19 protein-coding genes are annotated in these 22762 nt (G+C 49.6%); 10 read left to right on the top strand and 9 right to left on the bottom strand.

Annotated elements, in window-relative coordinates:
* Positions 1-59: 59 nt before the first annotated feature.
* A complete protein-coding gene (locus tag ACZ5R2_RS20375) occupies positions 60-1493 on the bottom strand; it encodes a (Fe-S)-binding protein (RefSeq protein WP_464902797.1) in 1434 nt (477 codons plus the stop codon).
* A 59-nt stretch (positions 1494-1552) separates the two neighbouring features.
* Between ACZ5R2_RS20375 and ACZ5R2_RS20370 the strand changes: the two genes are divergently transcribed.
* From ACZ5R2_RS20370 to ACZ5R2_RS20355, 4 genes are all read left to right on the top strand, one after another.
* The gene (locus ACZ5R2_RS20370) at positions 1553-2953 is read left to right on the top strand and encodes an FAD-binding oxidoreductase (protein WP_464902798.1); all 1401 of its coding nucleotides are present in this window, start codon (positions 1553-1555) and stop codon (positions 2951-2953) included.
* Positions 2954-3241: 288 nt separating this feature from the next.
* On the top strand, positions 3242-4186 hold the full coding sequence (locus ACZ5R2_RS20365; protein ID WP_464902799.1) for a DUF7973 family transport facilitator: 945 nt from the start codon (positions 3242-3244) through the stop codon (positions 4184-4186).
* Positions 4187-4200: 14 nt separating this feature from the next.
* Positions 4201-5694 (top strand): FGGY family carbohydrate kinase, encoded by a 1494-nt coding sequence (locus ACZ5R2_RS20360; RefSeq protein WP_464902800.1) that lies wholly within the window; start codon positions 4201-4203, stop codon positions 5692-5694.
* Positions 5691-7376, top strand: coding sequence for a glycerol-3-phosphate dehydrogenase/oxidase (locus ACZ5R2_RS20355; protein ID WP_464902801.1), 1686 nt, complete (start codon positions 5691-5693; stop codon positions 7374-7376). The genes ACZ5R2_RS20360 and ACZ5R2_RS20355 overlap by 4 nt, the downstream gene beginning before the upstream one ends.
* A 104-nt stretch (positions 7377-7480) precedes the next feature.
* Here ACZ5R2_RS20355 and ACZ5R2_RS20350 read toward each other — a convergent pair whose 3' ends face one another.
* The 3 genes from ACZ5R2_RS20350 to ACZ5R2_RS20340 form a co-directional block, all read right to left on the bottom strand.
* On the bottom strand, positions 7481-8434 hold the full coding sequence (locus ACZ5R2_RS20350) for a YhfZ family protein (protein ID WP_464902802.1): 954 nt from the start codon (positions 8432-8434) through the stop codon (positions 7481-7483).
* A 378-nt stretch (positions 8435-8812) separates the two neighbouring features.
* Positions 8813-9841, bottom strand: a complete 1029-nt coding sequence (pyrC, locus tag ACZ5R2_RS20345) for a dihydroorotase (protein WP_464902803.1) — start codon at positions 9839-9841, stop codon at positions 8813-8815.
* Positions 9842-9957: 116 nt separating this feature from the next.
* Positions 9958-10122 carry a YqaE/Pmp3 family membrane protein gene (locus tag ACZ5R2_RS20340; RefSeq protein ID WP_438457431.1) on the bottom strand — a complete coding sequence of 55 codons (165 nt, stop codon included), beginning with the start codon at positions 10120-10122 and terminating at the stop codon, positions 9958-9960.
* A gap of 164 nt (positions 10123-10286) precedes the next feature.
* On the opposite strand from ACZ5R2_RS20340, the gene ACZ5R2_RS20335 reads away from it, so the two are divergent.
* Entirely contained in the window at positions 10287-11408 is a 1122-nt protein-coding gene (locus ACZ5R2_RS20335; RefSeq protein WP_464919444.1) for a YcbX family protein, read from the top strand.
* Positions 11409-11410: 2 nt separating this feature from the next.
* Here ACZ5R2_RS20335 and ACZ5R2_RS20330 read toward each other — a convergent pair whose 3' ends face one another.
* A complete protein-coding gene (locus ACZ5R2_RS20330) occupies positions 11411-12310 on the bottom strand; it encodes a DMT family transporter (RefSeq protein WP_464902804.1) in 900 nt (299 codons plus the stop codon).
* Positions 12311-12645: 335 nt separating this feature from the next.
* Between ACZ5R2_RS20330 and ACZ5R2_RS20325 the strand changes: the two genes are divergently transcribed.
* Both ACZ5R2_RS20325 and ACZ5R2_RS20320 read left to right on the top strand, forming a co-directional pair.
* Complete coding sequence (locus ACZ5R2_RS20325; RefSeq protein ID WP_464903658.1) at positions 12646-13305, top strand: DedA family protein; 660 nt, start codon at positions 12646-12648, stop codon at positions 13303-13305.
* A gap of 118 nt (positions 13306-13423) precedes the next feature.
* The gene (locus tag ACZ5R2_RS20320; RefSeq protein WP_464902805.1) at positions 13424-14212 is read left to right on the top strand and encodes an AraC family transcriptional regulator; all 789 of its coding nucleotides are present in this window, start codon (positions 13424-13426) and stop codon (positions 14210-14212) included.
* Positions 14213-14311: 99 nt separating this feature from the next.
* Here the strand turns inward: ACZ5R2_RS20320 and ACZ5R2_RS20315 are convergent, their stop codons facing one another.
* Positions 14312-16042 (bottom strand): amidohydrolase, encoded by a 1731-nt coding sequence (locus ACZ5R2_RS20315; RefSeq protein WP_464902806.1) that lies wholly within the window; start codon positions 16040-16042, stop codon positions 14312-14314.
* A gap of 126 nt (positions 16043-16168) precedes the next feature.
* Between ACZ5R2_RS20315 and ACZ5R2_RS20310 the strand changes: the two genes are divergently transcribed.
* From ACZ5R2_RS20310 to ACZ5R2_RS20300, 3 genes are all read left to right on the top strand, one after another.
* Complete coding sequence (locus tag ACZ5R2_RS20310; protein WP_464902807.1) at positions 16169-17080, top strand: LysR family transcriptional regulator; 912 nt, start codon at positions 16169-16171, stop codon at positions 17078-17080.
* Between the two features lie 250 nt (positions 17081-17330).
* Positions 17331-18596 carry an L-methionine/branched-chain amino acid transporter gene (yjeH, locus tag ACZ5R2_RS20305; protein ID WP_464902808.1) on the top strand — a complete coding sequence of 422 codons (1266 nt, stop codon included), beginning with the start codon at positions 17331-17333 and terminating at the stop codon, positions 18594-18596.
* Positions 18597-18764: 168 nt separating this feature from the next.
* On the top strand, positions 18765-19553 hold the full coding sequence (locus ACZ5R2_RS20300) for an oxalate:formate antiporter (RefSeq protein WP_464902809.1): 789 nt from the start codon (positions 18765-18767) through the stop codon (positions 19551-19553).
* 61 nt (positions 19554-19614) lie between these two features.
* Here the strand turns inward: ACZ5R2_RS20300 and ACZ5R2_RS20295 are convergent, their stop codons facing one another.
* The 3 genes from ACZ5R2_RS20295 to ACZ5R2_RS20285 all read right to left on the bottom strand — a co-directional run bounded on the left by ACZ5R2_RS20295 (position 19615) and on the right by ACZ5R2_RS20285 (position 22684).
* On the bottom strand, positions 19615-20526 hold the full coding sequence (locus tag ACZ5R2_RS20295; RefSeq protein ID WP_464902810.1) for a M14 family metallopeptidase: 912 nt from the start codon (positions 20524-20526) through the stop codon (positions 19615-19617).
* Between the two features lie 2 nt (positions 20527-20528).
* Complete coding sequence (locus ACZ5R2_RS20290) at positions 20529-21836, bottom strand: inosine/guanosine kinase (protein ID WP_464902811.1); 1308 nt, start codon at positions 21834-21836, stop codon at positions 20529-20531.
* A 389-nt stretch (positions 21837-22225) separates the two neighbouring features.
* The gene (locus tag ACZ5R2_RS20285; RefSeq protein ID WP_464902812.1) at positions 22226-22684 is read right to left on the bottom strand and encodes a CreA family protein; all 459 of its coding nucleotides are present in this window, start codon (positions 22682-22684) and stop codon (positions 22226-22228) included.
* Positions 22685-22762: the final 78 nt, after the last annotated feature.

The raw sequence follows: 22762 nt of genomic DNA, 5'->3' as shown, positions 1-22762 counted from the left end.
TTGTAATATTTGTTGAACACGTTAGTTCGTGTTGAGCATTTAGAGGAGCGAGGGGCGGGTTACACTTCGCTCCGAGTTGCGAGGAGTTTTGTGAGTGCTTTTATTCCTCGCCTCTCGCAGGGCACCGCCCGATCTCGACTCTCGCCTCTACAGCCAACCAGGCGTTGGACTAATTCAACCCAGTGAACCACTGGGATATCGACATAACTTACCAAGTGCATCAGGCATGACGCGTTGGCTGTAATAATGAGGTCGGGGGAGTTTATTGTTAGGTTTTGGGCTTTGCTTTGACCTATGGTTTTGCTCATCTCTGGGTGGATAAATCGATAGCTTCCGCCTGAGCCGCAGCACACTCTTGATTCGTTTACTTCTACTCTTTCTACGGGTAGCTTGTCGATTAATTCTATCAGTGGCTTGTGTTTATCTAGGCCGTTTTGTAGTGAGCAGGGTAGGTGGACGGCAACTTTTAGTCGCTCTAAGCTATTTAGATCCGCTCGTGATAGATGTGGCCCTACTAACTCGGCTAGATTGACTAGCTTGTTACTTAGAGTCTCAACCAACTCAATGAAATTACTCTCATCCCCGACTAAGTCTTGGTATTGGCTCAATGCAAGCTCGCAACTTGACGACAGGGCAACCACGCCTTGCAAGTTTTCGTCGGTTAAATATGGCTGCCAATTGCGCAGGTTACTACGCATTTGCTGTTTGGCTTGCTCAGTTTTGCCAAGGCCAATATTGATGGCACCGCAGCAGCCTGAACGAGGGGCCGATATCACTTCAAAGCCTAACGATTTCAACAAGCTTGTTGCAGCTAAAGCCCCTTTGCTGTTAAGGCTTTTATCACCGCAGCCTGCAATTAACAGGACAGTCCCAAGTTTTTCAAGTTGTTCCTTCGGCTTGATTATGTGAGGTTGGCTTGACTTAGAGTGGTGGAAGGCGGCTCTAAGGGGGAGAGCGTTCGGTAAAAGCTTAAGTTTTGCCCCGGCTTTGAGCACGAGGTGATTGGGTTCGTTTCGTGGGCTAAGTCGACTTAAGCCAAATTCGATTAGGCGTTGTTTAAGTGGTGGCGTGGACTGTCGGTCTAAGGCACTTTTTGCCAAACGAATTAATCTAGCAACCTCAACTCCCGATGGGCAGTCGGTTTCACAGCGACGGCAGTTGACACACTGCTGGATGGCTTGCTTCTGATCTTTGGTTAACTCTTCCCCTTGCAGATACTGCTTGATCAAATAGACCCTTCCACGTGGGCTGTTATCGACTTCCTTGGTGGCTAAAAAGGTTGGGCAATGACTGTTGCAAAAGCCCCGATGTACGCAGCGACGCAGGATATTTCGTCCCGCCACTGCCACTTCTTGATCAATAAACGCCGGATCTACCTCTACCAACATTACCAGCCTCACTACCGTCTCTTGGATCCTATCAATATGATCCAGCTCTATTTTTAACCAACTTGTGTTGACAATAACTCGGTAAAGATCAATAGTCAATAACATGAGTACTCCATATATTGATTATTGAATTCAAGACAGACACTGAGTGAGGTGGAAGCGCTATGACAAACTATCTAAATGTTGTTGAACAACTGGAATCACAACTCGGTCAACAACGAGTATCAACCCATCGAAAAGACCTTGAGGCGAGCAGCCACGACACATGGCCCTTGATGACCAAATTAAATTTACTCGATCAGCACCCGAATATGGCTGATGTTGTTGTCACTGTGGACAGCATGCAGCAGATCAGTGAGGTGCTGGCGGTGGCTAATAAAAAGCAAGTGCCGGTCACTGTGCGTGCTTTAGCTTCATCGGTCACGGGGCAACCATTGCCAACCCGAGGCGGAATCGTGCTTGATGTATCGCAACTGCCCGCTGACTATTCGGTTAATGAACAGAATATGACCGTTACCGCCGACGCCAGTTTTAACGGTGGTGACCTAGAGGACTTACTTGCTAAGCAAGGCTGGACCATGGGGCACTCACCTCAATCACTCTATCGCTCGACAGTTGGTGGGTGGCTGGCGACGCTAGCGACGGGGCAGTTCTCCTCGCTTTACGGTGGCATCGAGGATTTGGTGGTGGGTTACGATGTTATTCTCGCCACCGGTGAAAAGATGACGCTGAAAGCCAACCCGCGCGCAGCGATGGGGCCGGACTTGCGTCAAATCTTTTTAGGCTCTGAAGGTACCCTTGGCATTATTACGTCAGTGACATTGAAGATTTTCCCAGTGGCTCAAGCTGAGGCCTTGATGACTTATGCGGTGCCAAGTGTTGAGCAGGGGCTACAAATGATGCGTGAGATCACCGCCTCCAATATCAAGCCATTCTTGGTGCGCTTCTATGACACTGAAGAGGCCAAACACGCCATGGCAGACTCAAGTTTTGCCACGCCAGTGCTGTTCTTAGGCAGTCGCGGTCTTCCTGAGCTCGTCGATGCCGAGCAAAACGTATTAAATGGCATCGCGACCAAACATGGGGCAACCGCCATTGGCTCCAAAGGCGTTGAGGGCTGGATGGCACGCCGCTATGACTTCTCAACGGTGGAGAACTTACTGGCAACCAAAGGTGGTTTTGGGGAAACCATTGAGATTGCCCATAACTGGGATACGATTCATGACCTGTGGGCCGCCCTGAAGGTCGCACTGGACCCTTATGCTGATGAAGTCCTGTCGCACTTCTCGCATATCTACAATCAAGGCACCTCGATGTATATGATCCTGCTGGCACAAACCGAGGATGACGAGGTGGCGGTTGAGCGTCTGCGTCAAATTTGGAAGACCACCATGGAGGTGTGTATCGAATATGGCGCCGAGCTATCCCACCACCACGGAGGTGGTCTGGCGCGCTCGCCATACAGTCGCCGCTCAATCGGGGAAGCACACCTCATTCTAAGAAAGCTTAAGGCAGCACTCGATCCGAACGGCATTCTCAATCCAGGCAAGCTTGGATTGGACTAACCCCAAATGATTTTCATGCAACACCGAGGTGTGTATGCAATCGACTCTGTTGGCCGATAGGGCTGACAGAGTCAAAGCGCGAGCATCGAGACACCTCATATTTAGTCACGATGACAGCTTAATTTCCATCACCAAGCTGCCTCACTTAGTACCCCCAAAACAAGGTGCGAGGTGCGGGGACGGGCATAGCCCTACGGGGTTCGAGGAGTTGAATGCATAGCCTTGGCTACTCGAACCTCGCAGCGGAGTGTACCCCGTACCTCGCCCCTGAACCCAGAGGACAATTATATGGAGAATGTGTTTAATGTTATGCAATTAGCTGGTGCCATCGCAGGTGGATTTCTTGGAGCCACCTTTGGTGCTTTGGTCGCGTTTGTGTTTACTGGATTTGCCATCTTGGTCGGCATTGCCATCGTGATGGGCAGTGGTGACCCAACCTTTCTTAATCTCATTGGCCTAGGTCCCTTCTTTGGTCCGCACATCTCGTTTGCAGCAGGGGTTGCTGCGTCTGCGTATGCGGCGAAAAAAGGTTGGCTAGAGAGTGGACGTGACATTGTCACGCCGCTAGTGAGCTTAGGTAAGCCCGAAGTGCTGCTAGTCGGCGCCGCGTTTGGTCTGTTCGGTTTTGTGGTGCAGCAGCTACTCATGATGGTCAACGGTTTGGGTAACTACACCGATTCGGTGGCTCTGACTGTGGTGATCTCAGCGGTCGTGGTGCGCTTGATGTTCGGTAAGTGTGGCATAGTCGGTGAGCACTGCCAGGGTAAGAAAGGGCTGAAACGCTTTGAAACCTGCAAAGAGCACGCGTGGCTTCCGTATCAAGACTCCTTCTCTATGAGCGCGGTGCTGGGTCTGTTTGTCGGCGCCATGTCGGCTTATGCAGCGTATGAACTTTTGACTCTCTATCCTCAACCACAGGCGCAGGGCGTCATGCTGTTTGGCTTTGCGATCTCAGCTATCTCGTTGCTTTTCTTAGGTATGAATGTGATGGTGCCCGCCACCCACCATATCACAGCGGTGAGTGCGGTGGCGGTCTCATTATTTATGGGCGTTATTGGCAATCAGTTTATGGTGATCACGCTTGGCGCGGTCTGCGGTTTACTTGCCTCGGTATTAGGGCAATTATTTGCAAGATTCTGGTTGATCCGAGCTGATACCCATATCGACCCACCGGCTAGCGCAATCTGGCCGATGACATCTGCTCTTATTGTTATTTCAGTCGCCCTTCAGTAGTTAAGGAGTTACGTATGGACAATAAAATACTAGTCATTGATGCAGGCACCACGGGTATCAGAGCCATTATCTATAACGACCGCTGTCATATCTTGGCGCAGGCCTACACCGAGTTTCCCAACTACACGCCCGAGCCAGGTTTGGTCGAGCAAGATGCCAATGAAATCTGGCAGGCGACCGACAAAATGATCACCCAAGCGCTCAATGCGCTCGAGCTGCAATTGGACGATATCTCATGTATTGGGATCACCAACCAAAGAGCGACCACCGTGGTGTGGGATCGCACGACGGGTGAGCCAGTGACACGGGCGATCGTTTGGCAAGATACGCGCACCGCCAAGCAGGCCGAATCCTTAACCAAAGTCTGGGGCGATGAGGTATACTCGCACACCGGCTGGCCAATCGCACCTGTTTACTCTTCACTCAGCTTACAATGGATGCTAGAGAACAATCCAAGCATGCGAGAGCAAGCCGAGCAGGGGCAGTTAGCGTTTGGTACGGTAGACTCTTGGCTGATCTATCGCTTAAGTGGCGGTGCGAAACACATCATTAGTGCGTCCAATGCCTCGGTGACCGGCAGCTATGATATGGTCAAAGGCGAGTGGTATAGCGAATGGCTAAACTCGCTACAAATCCCGCTCTCTATGTTCCCGGAAGTGTGTGATGACTCAGGCATCGTCGCGGTCACTGATGCGAGTGTGATGGGCGGTAGCGTACCGATAAGTGGCGTTATTGCTGACCAACATGCGGCGCTGTTTGCCCAAGGCTGCACTGAGCCGGGAATGATCAAATGTACCCATGGCACCGGGACCTTCCTTGATATGTTGATTGGTGAGGAGCCAATTATTGAGCCGAGCAGCGGGGTATGCTGCCAGATTGCTTGGCAGAAAAACGGTAAGACCCACTATGCACTGGAGGGCTACGCAGGCTGCACGGGTTCAGCGGTTCAATGGCTGCGCGATGGCCTGCAAATTATAGATTCGTCTAAAGAGTCGGAAGCCGTGGCGAAAAAGGCCGATGATAATGGTGATGTCTATTTTGTGCCGGCGCTCACTGGCTTATCAGCACCATCGTGGGATTCGTTTGCTCGTGGCGTGATATTGGGTATCACACCAGGCACTCAGCGCTGTCATATCGTCAGAGCCACGCTAGAAGGGATCGTCTACTCGGTGAGGGACTTTATAGAGGAGATGGAAAAGATCTCCGGCTATGAAGTCAAGAGTATTGCCGTGGATGGTGGAGCGTCCAAGAATGATCTCCTGGTCCAGTTCCAGGCCGACCAGCTTGGCGTTGAGGTCGTCAGACCAAGAAATGTTGAGGCAACCGCCTTTGGTGCGGCACTGATGGCAGGGCTTGGCATCGGTATGTGGAATAATGAGCATGAAGCCTTTGCCGTGCATCGCAATAAAACCAGTTTCCAGCCTGAGATGTCAGAAACAACTCGCAGCGAGTTGTATCGTAAATGGAAAGTAGCGGTTGAGCGCGCACGTGGATGGAGCAAGCTATGAGACGAGCAGACTTACACTCTATCAGTAAGCAGCAGTACGACCTGATCGTTGTTGGCTGTGGTGTGACTGGTGCGGCGATTGCCCGTGACGCTGCGTTGCGGGGTCTAAAGGTGTTGGCGGTGGAGAAAGAGGACATCGCCTCCGGCACCTCTAGCCGCTCGTCCAAACTGATCCATGGTGGATTGCGCTACCTTGAAACCTATCAATTTGGCTTAGTGGCTGAATCAGTGCGAGAACGTGAGATGGCGCTGAGGGTTGCCCCGCACCTAACCAAGGTGCAGCCATTTTTGTATATGTTCTATGATGATGCACCGGACAAAAAGTGGCTGCTTAACCTTGGTCTGACGTTTTATGATGTGGTGTCTGGCAGCTGGGCGAAGCGCCGCCATCGGATGCTCAGTCGTAATCAAGTGCTAGAGAGACAACCACAATTTCGTCAGGAAGGCCTCAATGGCGCGGCGTTGTTTTTCGATGTCTCAACCGACGATGCTCGCGTGACCATCGATACCATCAAATCGGCGTGTGAGCAAGGTGCGGAGGTGATTAACCACTGCGAGGTAGTGGGTTTAACCTTTGATGATAAACGCTGTAATGGTGTTCAGGTTAAAGATCGCTTGACCGGCGAGACCGGCGTGGTGCAAGGGCACTATGTGGTCAATGCATCTGGCCCTTGGAGCGATAATATTCTGCGCTTTGAAGATGGCAACTCAAAAGTCTTGAGACCCACCAAAGGCGTGCATATTGTCCTAAGAAAAAGCGACTTTCCACTTCACTCGGCGGTGTTTACTCGCTCGCCCGATGATGGGCGCGTGGTATGGCCAATCCCTTCGATGCAAGATGATCGCGTGTTTATTGGCACGACTGATACCACTTATGAGGGGGACCTGGATAATGTCTGCCCAGATAAGCAGGACATCGATTATCTGCTCAATGTAGCCAATCACCTTATGCCTACCGCGAGATTAGAGCCTAAGCATGTGGTGGGCTCTTGGGCAGGATTGCGTCCCTTGATCGCACCAAAAGATGACCTCAATAACAGCAAGACGCCACGCGAGCATCAGATCATGGTCAGTGATTCAGGTGTCCTGTCGATTGTTGGCGGTAAGCTCACCAGCCACCGAGTGATGGCCAAGCAGGTGATCGACCGGGTGATCCGAGAAGATGGCTACAAGTACCTCTCACCGAGTTTACTGCCACACACAGCGCATAAGGTGGTGCTGTCAGGCGCGCGCCCTATTGGGCAAGGCGGCTACAGTCACAACCAAGTAGTGGCAAAACTGGTTGAATGCCAAGTGCCTATGGAACTTGCACGAGCATGGGCAGGGCGGTTTGGCTCTAATGCGCTGAAAGTGGCAGAGATCTATCGCGCTGATCCTGCCAATCAGGTGCGATTGTCCGAGCGTGGACTCACGGTCGCAGAGCTAGACTACTGCGTTAATTATGAGGTCGCCAGCCAGCTTGCTGACCTCTTGATTCGCCGCACATCTGAGTTCTTCTGGGATAAGCAGGGGGGACTTGCGCAGATCAAGGCCATTGCCGCAGAGATGCAGCAGCGACTTGGCTGGAGTGACGAGCAAACGGCGCAGCAAATAGAGCGTTACCAGCGTTTAGTTGAGCAGCACCGCCCAGTTGTTGATGCTATTGAGAAAGCTACAACAGAAGATGCAGAGGTAGTAGTTTAGCTCAACATAGGTCACTCGCGTACTTAAGCTTAGGAACGTCTATTAAAGACCATGTGATTGTCACCCCAATCCATGGTCTTTCGCATTTTGGGTCTTATATGTATCTAAAAGGCACGATTGTAGGGATCTTCTTGTTTGAGAGCACGGGTTTGCGCCGCGAGGATCTCATCGCTATCCAAGTTACTTAAAAGAGAATTGAGCTCAGGTCGCTTCGGGTTGGTAATAAACGCGGCTGATGAGATCTTTTGGTGTTGCTCAAAAGTGGCCGTGCCAGTTAACGGAGTTGCTTTTAGGCCCGCAAAACTGAGCGGAACAGGGCTCCCCGTCATATGCCAGATCCCGGCATCCAACTCATCACGGAGCACGCGAGCGGGGATCTGACGAAAGTCCGACTCGATATAATCAAACCCTTGCTGGCGAGGGAACTCGCATTGAGTCAACCCCAAATGGTCGGTTGAGTGTCGATCAATTGCAATCCGGCGCCACTGCTCAGGCTGTGAATCCTGGCCAGAGATGATCACGAGTCGCTCTAGGCAGTAATAGGTGTTTGGCTTGAGCACTTTCATCTGGCCTGATTCCTCGCAGATCCCTTCAATCTCGGCAGCGCCGCTTGAGGCAAGGGTTATATCACTCTTACCTTGCTCAACTTGCGCGATCCGGTCTAATGCCCCCGGCTGGTTAGAGATAAAGTAGGGGATATTCAGCTCACTGAGTTTGGCCGTAAAATGACGAATTAAGACATCAATCTCAATCGAGCCACTGCTCGGCATCAAGAGCTGGAGAGGTTTAAGTTTGGCAATATTCCAGCACAGCCCCACATCAAGGTGAGTAATCACCCGCCCTTGATGTCCGCGCGAACGAGTTTTCAGCGCTTCAGTATCACTGAGTAAAGTCAGTGCACGCTGCATGGTCCCCGCCACGATATTATGCTGCTGCTTAAAAAAAGCATTAGTTGGCAGCTTGCCATCCACCCCAGCACTAAGTGCTTGAATTGCAATCTGCCGCTTGGCATTCAATATGGCTTGATCTTCACCAGAATCTTTACTGACTTTCGACATTATTCTTATTTAAATCAGGGGCTAATATCGACTATGGTAGCAGATATGCGGCTTTCTAGGAAACCATAAGGGTAGGGGAATAGAGGCGAGAGGCGGGATCGGGCTTTGCCCTGCGAGAGGCGAGGGGGTGTGCGCTGGGAAATACTAGTAACGCGATACACTATACGATCGCTATCTATTACTAACGCGGAAAATAAGGCGTTAAAACACGATATCCAGTAACCCGATTTAGTGGCGTTAATTGAGGAATAACCGCGATCACAACTCGCCTCTCGCAGCAACGCGGTCTCGCTTCTCGCCTCTCAAATCCCCAAAAGGGATAGAAAAAAGCCCAGCAGGTGTTGAGCCTGCTGGGCGTGATTTACTATAGCGATAAGATTATTTGACCGTCCAAGCAATCTCTTCGCCGCCGCGGATTGGTACGACGACGTCGCCGCCAAACGGCATGGTTTCTTCAACTGACCAAGCTTGTTTGGTCAGAGTCACAGTATCGGTATTGCGTGGGATACCGTAGAAGTCCGGGCCGTTGTGGCTAGCGAAAGCTTCTAGGTTTTCTAGCTTGCCTTCTTGCTCAAACACCTCTGTGTAAAGCTCCAGTGCAGCGTGCGCTGTGTATGAGCCTGCACAGCCACAAGCGTTCTCTTTTTTGTCTTTGGCGTGCGGGGCTGAGTCCGTGCCCAGGAAGAACTTCTTGCTGCCGCTGGTGGCTGCGGCAACCAAGGCTTGCTGGTGCGTGTTACGTTTCAGAATTGGCAGGCAGTAGAAGTGCGGCTTAATGCCACCGACCAACATGTGGTTGCGGTTGTACATCAGGTGGTGCGCTGTAATCGTTGCTGCCACGTTTTCATTGGCGTTGTTGACAAACTCAGCTGCTTCAGCAGTAGTGATGTGCTCAAGGACGATCTTAAGATTTGGGAAATCGTTAACGATTGGCGCAAGCACGGTCTCAAGGAACTGCTTTTCACGGTCGAAGATATCGACGTCGTGCGTAGTGACTTCACCGTGGACTAGAAGGAGCATGCCAACTTCTTGCATTGCTTCAAACACAGGGTAGATTTTTTGCGCTGAAGTCACACCAGAGTCAGAGTTGGTGGTTGCGCCTGCTGGGTAAAGTTTTGCCGCAACGACCTTGCCAGATGCTTTCGCTTTACGGATTTCATCAGGGGTAGTGTTGTCAGTCAGGTACAGCGCCATTAGCGGCTCAAACTGCTCGCTAGGCTTTTCTGCCATGATGCGCTCACGGTAAGCCAATGCCATCTCGGTATTGGTCACAGGTGGGATAGTGTTTGGCATAATCAGTGCGCGGCCGTTGTAGCGGCTGATATCGCGTACTGTATCTTTTAGAACGTCACCGTCACGTAGGTGAACATGCCAGTCGTCTGGACGAGTAATTGTAATCGTTGTCATAAAGCGCTCCCACCGCATATAAGATTGGAATAGCGCCTAAACGCAAACGGTTACGCTTAGGCGACAGGATGATAGTGGAATCCGCGTAAAGAAACAATCACTGTGTGTCTATTTGCCTATTTTAATATCAACCACAGGGCATGAACCATGCCTGGGATGAAAAAGAAGATGGTTAAAATCAGGTTGATCAAAAACTGCGAGCCAAAACCAAACTTGATAAATACCGCGAGTGGGGGGAGAAGAAGGCAGATGATCACCATTAAAAATGTATTGTCCTGCATCGATTGACTCCAATTCACTGTGAGAATAACTAAACAACTAGCAGACTCAGTCGAGAGATCAACTGTCAAACATGGATAAGGCTTGGCCAAATGACTGCATCTCACTTGAGATACCTTGGTCTTGGTGATAGCGTGAATGCATAACACAATACATGGACCCCATCATGCAAAATGAGCAAAATCGTCAAGATACCCACCTGTCTGGCATTCATATTTTCCCGGTTAAATCGATTCGAGGCATCGAGCTATCCAGCGCCTGGGTTGAAAAGCAGGGATTGGCCTTCGACCGCAGACTGATGCTCGCCAGTCATGATGGTGTGATGGTGACTGCGCGTAAGTATCCTCAATTGGTACTGGTTAAGGCGGCCCTGACCGCGACAGGTTTAGTTCTGGGCTACCCTGGTCGACCGGCCCTGCAACTGAGTTACAACGATTTCTCAATGCAGCCTACAGACGCAACCGTGTGGAGCGATGAGTTCACCGCTTATAAAGTGGATGAGAAGGCGGACGAGTGGTTTAGCGATCTTTTGGATCAGGACGTTGAACTTTTGTATACCGGTGAACAGTCAAACCGCACACGCGAAAAGCTTGGTCATAATGTTAGCTTTGCCGATGGATACCCTTTGCTAATTATCTCACAGGGCTCGCTTGATGCGCTCAACGCTCGTAGTAGCGAAGAGCACAAGATGGCGCAGTTTCGTCCGAATTTGGTTGTCTCTGGTTGTGAGGCGTTTGCTGAGGACAACTGGAAGCGAATTCGCATTGGTGAGGTTGAGTTTGAGATAATGAAACCTTGTGAGCGCTGTATCCTAACTACGGTTGAGACGGAGACGGGCAAGCGACGTGAAAATCGTGAGCCGCTTAAAACCTTGAGTCAGTTCCGCGCTAATGAATTTGGGCAGGTGTTCTTTGGCCAGAATGTGCGTGCGCTGAATGAAGGTATTATTGAAAGCGGTGCAAGGGTTGAGGTACTCGAAACACAACCAGCGGTGGAGTATATCGACCAAAACAGCAGCGTGGCGGTAAAGAAACAGCTGCAGCTTACCATTGATGGCCAGCAGATCCAGGGTAACGATCAGGAGACGCTGCTCAGCCAAGCAGAAGCGCAAGACATTAAAATCCGCAGCAGCTGCCGTTCAGGTTTATGTGGTGCTTGTAAAGTCAAGGTGACGTCGGGCAGTGTGAAACAGCCACAAGCACCCGCCATCACCGATCAAGAGCGAGAGCAAGGCTTTGCTCTCGCATGTTGCTGTATTCCTGAAACCGATGTTGAGATCACGCAATAAGGTTAGCTATTGACGGGCTGCGCTGTCTTGCGGCGCGGCCACAGGTGTGGTTTAACTTGCGCCAGCAATACGCCACCAATCACTAGCAGCCCTCCCATCAAATGATAGGTATCGATCACCTCATCAAGCAGCACCGCCGCCATGGCCAATGCGAAAACCGGTAGCAAATTCATAAACATCGCGGTTGAATCGGCGCCGAGCTTTTTAATTGCGGTGACCCACATCCATGGTGTTAATGCAGACGCGAGGACGCCTGCGTAGGCAATTAATGGTAGTGAGGCTTGGGTAGGCATTAATTGCTCGCTAGTCAGCCACAAAGGCGTGAGCAGAAGTACCGCCAAAACACCTTGGGTATAGATCATGGTCCAGTTACTCAGCGGCAGTTGCCAACGCTTGAGTAAGACACAGTAAGTGGCATAAACCACAGCGGCCAGCACCATCAAACCATCACCTTGAGTAACCGATTGACGCATAAAGAACAGCACGTCACCTTGTCCTAGCATCAAGGCTAAGCCTGAGAGTGACAAGATACCGCCTACCACACTCAAAGGTGAGATAGCTTTGCCTAGCAAAGGCACGCTAAGAAACACACTCAGCAGTGGTACCAAAGATGTAATTAACGCCATGTTAGACGCTGTGGTTGTCAGGCCTGCGTAATAGCCTAGTGATTGATTCAACACCATGCCTAGGCCCGCCAGTATGGCCAGTTTACCGATATGTTTTGTGATCACTTTACGCTGCTTGATGGCTTGTGGCAGGCAAAAAGGCGACAAAATAACCATCGCCACCAGCCAGCGATAGAAGCTCATGGCACTGGGCTCAATGGCGGTGGCCGCCATCTTATTGACGATAGAATTGCCTGCCCAAATAATAACGGTGATCAGCGGTAACAAATAAACCATAACAGCCTAGGAAGTAGGGGAGAATGTCGTTAGTTTCTCATGTCGAATGATTTGCATGTATCTGCAAACCGACATTGTGGGTGATGGAGAGACAAAATAGCTCGTGCTACAGCTGACACAGTTTAAACCCACTCATGACGTGGACTAAACGAATGGTAACAAAATCGCGCATTGGTAAGAGTTGCTTATCAATCATCACAGGTCGTTACAAATTAGCCAAAGAGTTAGTGGAGCTTTTTCTCTAGAATAAACGGTAATCTCGCTCAATGTCCTCGGTAATTCCAGCAGCCGGCAATGAGCGCTCGCGCTACATAAGGAGAACAACCGTGCAAGAGATGTTAACGGCCATCTTAGTCCAAGACTTTGATACATTATTGGAGTTTGATTCGTTACACGCTCTACTGTTGTTGTTAGCCCTGATCTTATTTCTTGAGTCGAGCTTCGTATTTTTGCCTTTGCCTGGCGACGGTCTGGTGTTATTCGTTGGCGGTCTTGTCGGTATCGGCGCGATTGATTTTCACGTCGCGTTATTTGTCTTAGCCTTCGCTGCAGGTAGTGGCAGTGTGATTGGCTATTTGCAAGGGCGCTGGCTCAGTGACACGCGCTTTATGGCTAAGGTGGAATCGACGCTTCCCGATGGCGCATTGTCACGTGCGAGTGATTTGCTAGAGCGCTATGGCTTTTTATCTCTGTTTGGCTCACGTTTTATCCCGTTTGTGCGCGTCCTAACACCTATGCTCATGGGGGTCTCTCGCCTTAGTATTACCCGCACAGCGCTCATTAGTATGACCAGTTCGTTTACCTGGACGTTAGCACTGCTGTGTGTCGGTAGTTGGGTGATGCAGCACCCTGTTGTTGCAGAGTACCAAGAAGTGTTGACTAAATATTTCTTGATGGGCAGCTTGGCTCTGATGATCAGTGCGTTTATTGGCCTTGCGATCCGTGTATCGCGGAATAGACGTCGAGATACTGCTAGCAATATCGTGGTTGAGTGAAATGTCACCAAGCGTGGTCAGGTATGATCAAGAACGCACATTTTTGCTTTACCCAACGGGTGAATAAAGGGTATCTTGCTGAACTGGCGCGACATCGCCATGTAACTCAAGGAATCGAATGAAAAAAAATGCTCGCAACCTACATCCGTCTCTCGCTATCGATAAAGCGCCTTCAGATGTATTTATGAACTTTGAGGCTTTCCTCTCCAATACTGAGACCCGAGTTCACTCTCACCCTTGGGGGCAGATTCAGTTGATCAGTGGCGGGATCTTAGAGATGGACGCTGAAGATACTCGATTCCTAGCTCCGCCTCACCTCGCAATATGGGTACCTGCAGGCGTGCGCCACTGCAGCTATAACCGTAAACCACTCGAATACTGCTCACTCAATATCTCGCCGAGCCTAGCGCAAGGTCTGCCAGCGCAAACTAGCCTGCTAAAAGTCACTCCAATCATCGACGCCATTATTGAGGACTTTCGCCAACGTGGCGTTAACGTTGCAGAATCCGAGCAAGATCAGCGCCTGGTTCAGGTGCTACTTGATCAATTAGCCGCCAGCGATATTGAGCATCATTTTCTGCCAAGTACCGACAATAAGTATTTGGCCAAAATTCTCGCTCACGTTGAGGAGAACCCAACCGACGATACTTCATTGTCTATGTGGGCAGAGAAAGTCCACACCACTGAGCGCACCCTAGCGCGCCATTGCCAAACCGAGCTTGGCATGAGCTTTACCGAGTGGCGTCTGCGGGTGCGTTACCTGTTTTCGATGGAGTTGCTGCGTAAAGGGCATTCGGTCAAAGAGGTGGCACTGACACTAGGCTATAACCAAGCCAGTCCGTTTATTAGTATGTTCAAGAAGTATTCGGGTCAAACCCCAGAGCAGTATAAGAACCGACTGTTGTAAAATTCGGGCGTAGTGCAAACAATACTGTTTGGTTGAGTTACACAAAAAAAGCTACTGGAAGTCCAGTAGCTTTTTTCATAGTCGAAGTTAATTGCTTAACTATTTAGCCAGGTAAACTGACTGACCTTCTTTGATGGTCTCAAGCACCTTAAGATCTTTCAGGGCTTGTGGGTCAATCTCAAGCGGGTTTTGGTCAATGATGATCATGTCCGCCATTTTACCTACCTCTAGAGAGCCTTTAATATCTTCCTCTTTGAACTGATAAGCCGCGTTGATCGTCGAGGCTTTTAGCGCGTCCATGACACTAATACGCTCTTCTTCTCCCCATACTTTTCCACTGCGGCTGGTCCGGTTAACCGCCGACCAAATCAGGGTAAACTGATCGATTGGGTGCACGGGTGCGTCGTGGTGAATCGTGGTTGAGAAGCCGTAATTAATGCCACTTTGAACCGGATTTAGCCTTTTAGTTCGCTCGGGTCCGTAGATGTGTTTAGCATGGAAATCAGCAAAGTAGAACGAGTGCGCCATCTGATAGGTCAGGGTCACATCGAGATCTTGCATTGCCTTGAATTGGTCGTCTTGTACCTGTTGAAGGTGGATCAACTGGGTACGATGAGGCTTGTTCGGGTACGCCTCTTCGGCTGCTGAAATCGCGTTAATCGCCTGGTCAACCGCTGCGTCACCCAGGGCATGGACGAATGCTGGAACATCGTGCTCAAACATATCCATCATGAACTCGGTGATCTTCTCATCAGTCATGATTGGGTAACCGCGGTAGTCCTCTTCACCTTGTAACTGCTCTGTATACGGCGTACGTAGGTAGGCCGTGCGACCAGGGCTGCCGCCATCCAGGCCGATCTTGCCTCCCATTACACGATAGTGGTTGTCATAGCTTGGTGAGTACAACTCGGCCAACAGCTCTGGGCCAGCTTGGAAGTACATTGGCATAATACCCACATCGATATCCAGAGCACCTTGGCTGGCCATATTTTTGTAAAGCTCGTGAGCATCAACTCCAGTGCCCGCATCCGTTGCCGTGGTAAAACCTTGTGACTTATACTCTTCTAGGATATTCAATGATGCCTGGGCGATAGCGGCTGGAACAAAATTTTCAGGCAGCGCCTCTGCATCTGGGTAGCCGATCGACAATAGCGCAGGAATCATAACGATTTTTGACGCGTACTCTTCCAGGATGCCATTTGGTGTCTTGCCATCTTCCTCACGTTGGATCACGCCGCCGTCAGGGTTTTCGGTTTCAGCGCTAATGCCTGCGATCTCAAGTAGCTTAGTATTAGCGACCACTTGGTGTGCAGAGAAATGAATCAACATGATGGGTTTGTCGGTTGAGATCTTATCCAAATCATGTCGAGTAGGGTGGCGACCTTCTTCAAGCATCGCATGGTCATAGCCCCAGCCGATTAGCATGCGGTCATCATCCTTGCCCTCTTTTGCTCTTTTAGCCAACTCTAAACTGAAGTTACGCTGGATATCGCCAATATTTCTCACATTACTAGCAGGAGCCGGGTCCATATCAACGAATATACTTTTAATTGCTGAGAGGAAAAGGTGGCCATGAGAGTCGATAAACCCAGGTAGCAGGGTACGGCCATCAAGGTCGACCATGCTAGTTGCCGCAACTTTGTGCTCTTGTTTGATTGAGTTGAAATCGCCCACCGCGATGATATTACCATCTTTAACTGCGACGGCTTGTGCCGTTGGCTGGGCATCATTCATGGTTAAGATATCACCACCAAAATAGATACTATCTGCATTAGCGAACACCGAGCCTGTATAGAGGGTTATCAGCGTGGTAAGAAGGGTCTTTTTCATAGTTTTGTTTGCCTTGTGCTTTTTTTACAGTGCTCAAGCACTGCATTAAATTCCCGACTATTGTATCTACCGCTAAATAAATGTAATGTCGCCCTTGTGTGCTACAACCAATCAAAATAACACATTATGTTACATTTAAGCGCTGAGCAAATAGAGGCTTTCGTCGCTGTCGCGAGAGAAGGGTCGTTTAGCCAGGCCGCTAAGGTATTAGGCAAAAACCGAACTACGATCAATCAGCATATTTCTAATCTCGAGATTGATCTTGATATTAAAGTTTTTGAGAGGCAGGGCAGGACGGCAGTATTAACACTGGCCGGAAAACAGCTAATCACCCCAGCTAAGCAAGTGATTTACCACCTCAACTATATGCAAAATTGTGCTGAAAGTTTAGCTCGAAAAGAAGAACTGCAACTCACGATTTGTCACGATGGGGTGTTACCGGCAAGTCTCTTAGCGTCGGTAGACAAGTGGATTCAAGACGCCTTCCCTTTGACCGAGGTGAACTGGCTGTATCGTAAGCGTGAAGATATCTTCAACGACCTGCGCGATGGTCGTTGTGACGTTGGGCTTGCGTTATCTTTGGGACGGTCATTACCTGCTGATGGAATTGATTTCTTCAACTTAGGCGGCCTGCCATTTGAAGTCTATGCTCATCACGCTTGTGAACTTGTAGAATTACAGCCTTGCTCAGTTAATCTTTTTGCGCAGCACCGGCTGGTAATGCTCGAAAGCTACTTTAAAACCCCGGTTGCAACCGCCGCAGAATTATCTGCAAAGCGGCTAGTTGTAAACAATAACGAGGAAATGCTTGCTATGCTGACGTCTGGTGGTTGGGCGGTCGTGCCTAGCATGGTCGTGGACCACTCTCCGTTAAAGCAACAACTCATCTCACTGAAAGTTGATTATAGAGAGGTAATCGCCCAAACGGATTACGTTATTTTTAGCAATAAGTTGAAAACTGCCGGTCCTGTGTTGTCCGAGGTAGTGGAAGCTATCAAGGCTCAGTTTCAGGGATATGTAAACCCCAATAAATGGTAGCTAAATAGCAAGTCATATCTTGACGGGTTTATTGCTTGTAAATATTGTGCCTCGTTGGTGAAGATAATCCCTTTAAGAGGGGAACGGGGAAGGCCACTAAATATTGGTGTCCATAGTAAAAGAGACTGTTAGCCAAGTTTATGCTGCGCTTATGCGGCAAACTAGAATAAGCATCTGTTTTGTTGTGCATTTATCGCTTTCGATATCTGTGCTTGATAAGCTCGCCCTACGCAGTCATTAGGATGGAACCATGACCAAGGCTAAACTGAGCATTTTCCAAGGGGCCAATTTACTTCTCTCAGCATTGTTAGGCTCAAGTATTCTTATAATTCCAGCGCTAGCTGCAACACAAGCCGGTCTCTATTCGCTGCTTGGCTGGGTGGCCATCATCTTAGTGATGATCCCTATTGTCATCACCTTTACCGGTCTGGGAAGAAGATACCCACATGAGGGAGGCACCGCCCATTATGTTAGCCATGCCTTTGGTCGACCAGCGTCTAAGGCGATCGCGTGGCTGTATCTCGCCATCGCCCCAATTGGCCCGCCCGTGGTGTTTATTACTGGTGCAAGTTATCTGAATCAACTTATCTCTTGGTCAGATATCCCGTTACTATCATTAGAGTTGGGTATTTTATTGTTGATCACCGCAATGAATTTTGCCCGTTTGCAGACCTCAGCTCGGTTGCAGAGTTTCATCTCTTGGGGGCTGATAATTACCATCTTTCTGGTGACAATCCTAAGCCTTGGTCAAACTACGCCGATGATAGATAGAGAAGTTAGCCATGCTTTTTCCACGACTAAGTTTGGGGCTGCAATCGCGATTATGTTTTGGTCTTTTGTGGGCATTGAAGCGATTTGCCATGTTGCAAATGAGTTTAATAACCCTGAGCGAGATTTTCCCAAAGCGGTTGCTATCGGGGTCGGTGCCGCTGCCTGCTTATACATCTGTGTCAGTTACGCAGTACTGGTTCACCATGCGTATGGGGATGAGGCGAGTAATCTCAACTCGGTCACCCATCTCGCTGAAATCGGGCTAGGATCTATCGGGCATAAGTTGGTTGCACTGCTTGGCTTTCTGGGCTGCTTCTGTGCGGTGAATCTCTACGTAATGAGCTTTGCACGTATGCTGTATAGTCTTTTTGAATCTCAGGGGGACGAGCATCTTTTGAGAAAAAAGAGTGCTTCAGGAACAGCTGTTGTCGCTCTGTTACTCGTTTCTGCGAGCATTGCTGTCGTGCTCATCTTGCGTGATACTCTTGACCTCTCGTTTGAGGTATTGCTTGGCACGGCGAATGCGATGTTTGTGCTGATCTACCTTGCAGCCAGCCTCTCTGGTTTGCGTTTATTACGCGGTATTCCTCGTATTGCAGCAGGCTTGGCAAGCCTTTTCTGCTTGGCAATTCTCTTTAATACAGGGCTCTCGGGATTGGTCGCCAGTGCAATTGTGTGTGCTTTGTTTGTTCACTTTAATCTAAATAAATCTCGCCACCGTTTGTCACTGGAAGGTACTGAGTAGACTAGCACCAGATTAGATATCCTTTTAATGGGTTGGGAGCGATGTTGAACACGGTTGCTCACTTAATTTGTTATTGATTTTTGGGAAAGTTTTAGCGATTCTATAATGCTGCGTAAAATTTACCGCACCAGCAGTTGCGACTCGTCAACCAGATTTAAAGGTAAAATAATGAAGTTTCCCAAATCCCTTCCGATTTCTCATCACGCGGTTTTAGAGCACATTGTCTCAGTGCTATCTCAAGATCCACGCATTTGTGGCATTGGTTGTAGTGGCTCTTTTGCGTCAGATTCTATGGATCAATACAGCGATTTAGATTTTGTTATCGCGGTTAATCCGCAAGATTACGCTGAGGTCATGGCACAGCGATTCGATATCCTTAATCAGTTTGAAGATTTACTGGCTGCTTTCACCGGTGAGCATGTCGGAGAGCCAAGGCTGATCATCTCTTTATTTAACGCGAGTGAGCCTGTGCATGTCGACTTTAAATTTGTTTCCCTGCCGGATGCAGCCGTGCGGGTGGATGACACTCAGGTGTTATGGCAGCGTGGAAGTTGTTTAAGTGATGTGTTTGCAACCAAAGAGCCGCATTACCCGCAGCCAGATGCTCAGTGGATTGAAGACCGGTTCTGGATTTGGGTACACTACGGCGCAACTAAGATTGCCCGTGGTGAGTATTTTGAAACCCTAGAATTTATCTCTTCTCTGCGTTTGGTGCTTTCACCTCTGGCTTTGCAACAAGCGGGGTTAACGCCATCTGGGGTACGTAAGATTGAGCAGCGCTTGCCAGAGTTTGCGCGTCAACTTGCCAAAACAGTTGCTACGCCGGAAAAAGCCTCGCTGATTTCTGCGCTTGAGCAATGCATTACTATTTATCTTGATCTGAGGTCAAAAGAGAGCGTGGTGGTTAACGATAAGGTGAAACAAGCGAGTCTGGCTTATCTTGCCGAGATTAAATAAATACAAAAACCAATAAAAAGCCCTAACGAAGGTTAGGGCTTTCAGTGAATATTAATTGAGGCTAGTGAGCGATCAGGTAGTCAAGACCACCAATAATTGCCGCGACTTGAGCTTGATTACACTCATCGTCCGTCACCTTGGCACTATCGGGATAGACTTCGGTGGTGGTACCAAATTGACAGTTGGTCACACCACCACATAGGCCTAGCTCAACCATAGGGTAGAGGATGACGCCTTCCTGAACCACATCAGAGCCAATGATCTGACCGTTTGCGTCAGCTGGTGCAATATGTGTCACTTGGCGCACTGAATCGATCACCGCTTTCTGGAACTCAGGTTGTGGGTTTAGTGTATCGCCAACGGTGTAAAAACCATCAGGGATATTAGCTTCGATATTAACCAGACCGTCACGCGCCGCTTTAGCTGGGCGGAACTCCGTTTGGTCTGAGTCGGTGGTTTCGTGAAGGTCGAAATGCGCAAGCACATCAATTGAGCCAACCAGCGCACGTAGCGCTGCCGATTCTTCTGCTGGGCTATCTGCATAGAACGAGCGATTCGGATCAACCGCATTAGGGTTCCAGCGATTGATCACCTCATAGCCCCAAGGGCTAACACATGGCGCGATGATAAAGTTAAACTGCGCTTCGTAGCGCTCGGCGTCACGTTCAGCAAACAACAGCGCGCCGTGAACGCCGCTGGTCTCATAGCCATGCACGCCGCCAGTCACCACCACTGTTGGCTTGCTCTCATCCCAGTGCTTGCTCTTAAGGCACAGCAGTGGGAATCGCTTAGGGTCGTATGAGAGGGCACCATATTGCTCAACGGTGAATAGCTCACCTAAGGCACGGATCTTTGGTACCACTTCATCTTGATATAGGCGCTGAACTTTGCGGCTATCGAGCCATTCACGTCGCTCTTTCTCACCCCATGGTTGTCCAGCGACACCAATCGGGTATTGAAAATCGCTCTTCATTATTAACGATCCCAGTAAGCTTCTTCTAAGCTGTCCTCTCGTTCTGGCAGAGAGCGGGTCAGGCGTGGAGAGTGCTGCGTGAGTACCTCGTAGCTGACTCGGTTGGCATATTTACAGATCTGTGACAGCGAAGAGTAGGTTAAAAACGGTGCTTCGTGTTTTGAAGAGTTTGGTACATTGTTCAGGTGATACAGGTTCGCCGCCATATCGTGCAGTAGGGCAGAGAGTGCTGCGTCACCTGCACCATTGGTGTTTTTGATCTCAAGTGGACCACCTAGGTATGGACCAATGTGTGAGTAGACCTTCATCGGCTTGACACAATCTGACTTACGCATTGCGCGACTGAACTCATACTTGTTGAACTCAGGAATGTTACCTGGAAGCAGCAGGTGATCGGTTTCTCGCTTATTCTGCTCGTCGGTGTACCCTGCCATGTAAAGGCCAACTGGGCCTGCAGTACACAGTACAAGGTCAACCCACTCCAGCGCTTTATCTGCGGCTAGTAGAGGATCTTTTTCACCGGTCAATGCCAGGCCTTCTTCCTCATTCATCGCAAGGATGGTGACATTGTCACGAATGTAGTTTTGCCAGAACTCTTCATTACCTTCAATAACATACTTAGTGCCAAGGGTAAGCACAACCGGTACATTGTAGGACTTTGCAAGCTCAACCGCACGCGCGACGGCTTTTGGCATTGGATCTTCTGGTTTACCGCGCATCAAGTAAGACGACACAACAAGTGCCGAGGCCTTTTCGAACACGCTCTCTGGTACGCTATCTGGCTCAAGCTGGTTCATATGGCCCTCGCTGATTGCGAACGTGCGCTCACCACAAGAGGTGATTAGGGTGTAGCAGCGACCAATTGGACCATCGACCGTTTGCAAGTGGTTGAGATTCATACGTGACGAGGTGCGGCACAGATAGCGGTAAGCGTAAGAGCCAACCTCAATATTTTTCGACATCACACCCAAAAGAACCGATTTGCTGTCTGCCAACACTGAGTAGTTGTGCAGGGTGTTACCAATGGTGTCGCCTGGGAATTGGTGGGTGATCAGTTCACGTTCTACTAGTTCCGCATACAGGGCATCTGCTACGGATTGCTCCACAACCAGCGAGTGTCCTTTACTCAGGTTATATTTTTCAAGGAACGAGTCATCAACTTGCGCTTCAATATCTACGATAGTTTGCCCAACACCGACAATGGTAGGGCGGTGCAGCTTCGCTTTATCGTCATGCATTTGGTTCATGAGCGGATCACGCGATTGAGTCGGGAAGTAGTGTTTTGATTTGCGTTGGCCTGGGAATTTCATAATTCTCGGGAAGTAGTAAAAAACGGGCTGTGGATACTATCACAAAAAATTCATAGTAGTTGCAGTAATTACTCAGAGATTAACGACATATCGGTCAATACATCGCCATATTCTCAAAAACAGGACGGACTGGGGGGCCTGCGAGGTGCGAGTACGGGCTGCGCCCTACGGGGTACGAGGGGTTTTTCGCGTGTGGATGATTACTCGTAACTCGGAACTTAAAACAAAGGGGCGAGATTCGAGGACGGGCGGAGCCCTTCGGGGAACGAGTAGTTTTTCACGCTTGGATGACTCCTTGCACCTCGTCCCTAAAAGACGGTTCGAGGAGTCTTTCGCGCGTGCATGACCCCTCGCATCTCGGAACGAAGTGAACCTCGCACCTCGCCCCTTTACTCGTTAGAGTATGCGTGCGTGCCCCATAGTGGGACAGTTGAGAGGCTGTGTTTGAAGCTGCCGCTGGTTTCTTTGGTGGTGTATGAGACATAGAGTAGGGTCTGGTTGCTTGCATCGTAGATGCGGCGCACCTTCATGGTTTTGAAGAAGATACTCTTGGATTTTTTGAATACCACTTCCCCTGAGGAGCTTTTGTTGATGTTTTCTATCATTTCGGGGGTAATATCTCCGGTTTGGCGGCAGGAGATTGAACTGTCGCTGGGATCAGAGAGACTCAGATTGGCTTCAATTGACGCAATATGACAGGTTACCCCAGTGACGATTTCATCTTGAAGAGAGGTGATTTTGATGTCTTTCATGGTGAACAAACCCAGGCTCACATCACCGACTTCGTTTTTGTCACAGCCCGCTAAGGCAAGGGCAGCAAGGGAGGTAACTATCAGTTTTTTAATCATATTAGAGTCCTTAGTACTATTTCCCCCAGTGTAGCTTATGTTTTGTGCTCAAGTCAGCTGAATTGCCTTGAGAGAAGC

It is taken from the genome of Vibrio sabulosilitoris (genome assembly GCF_055391395.1).
The sequence above is the reverse complement of the archived record's forward strand: the minus strand, read 5'-3'. Positions and strand labels throughout refer to the sequence as shown.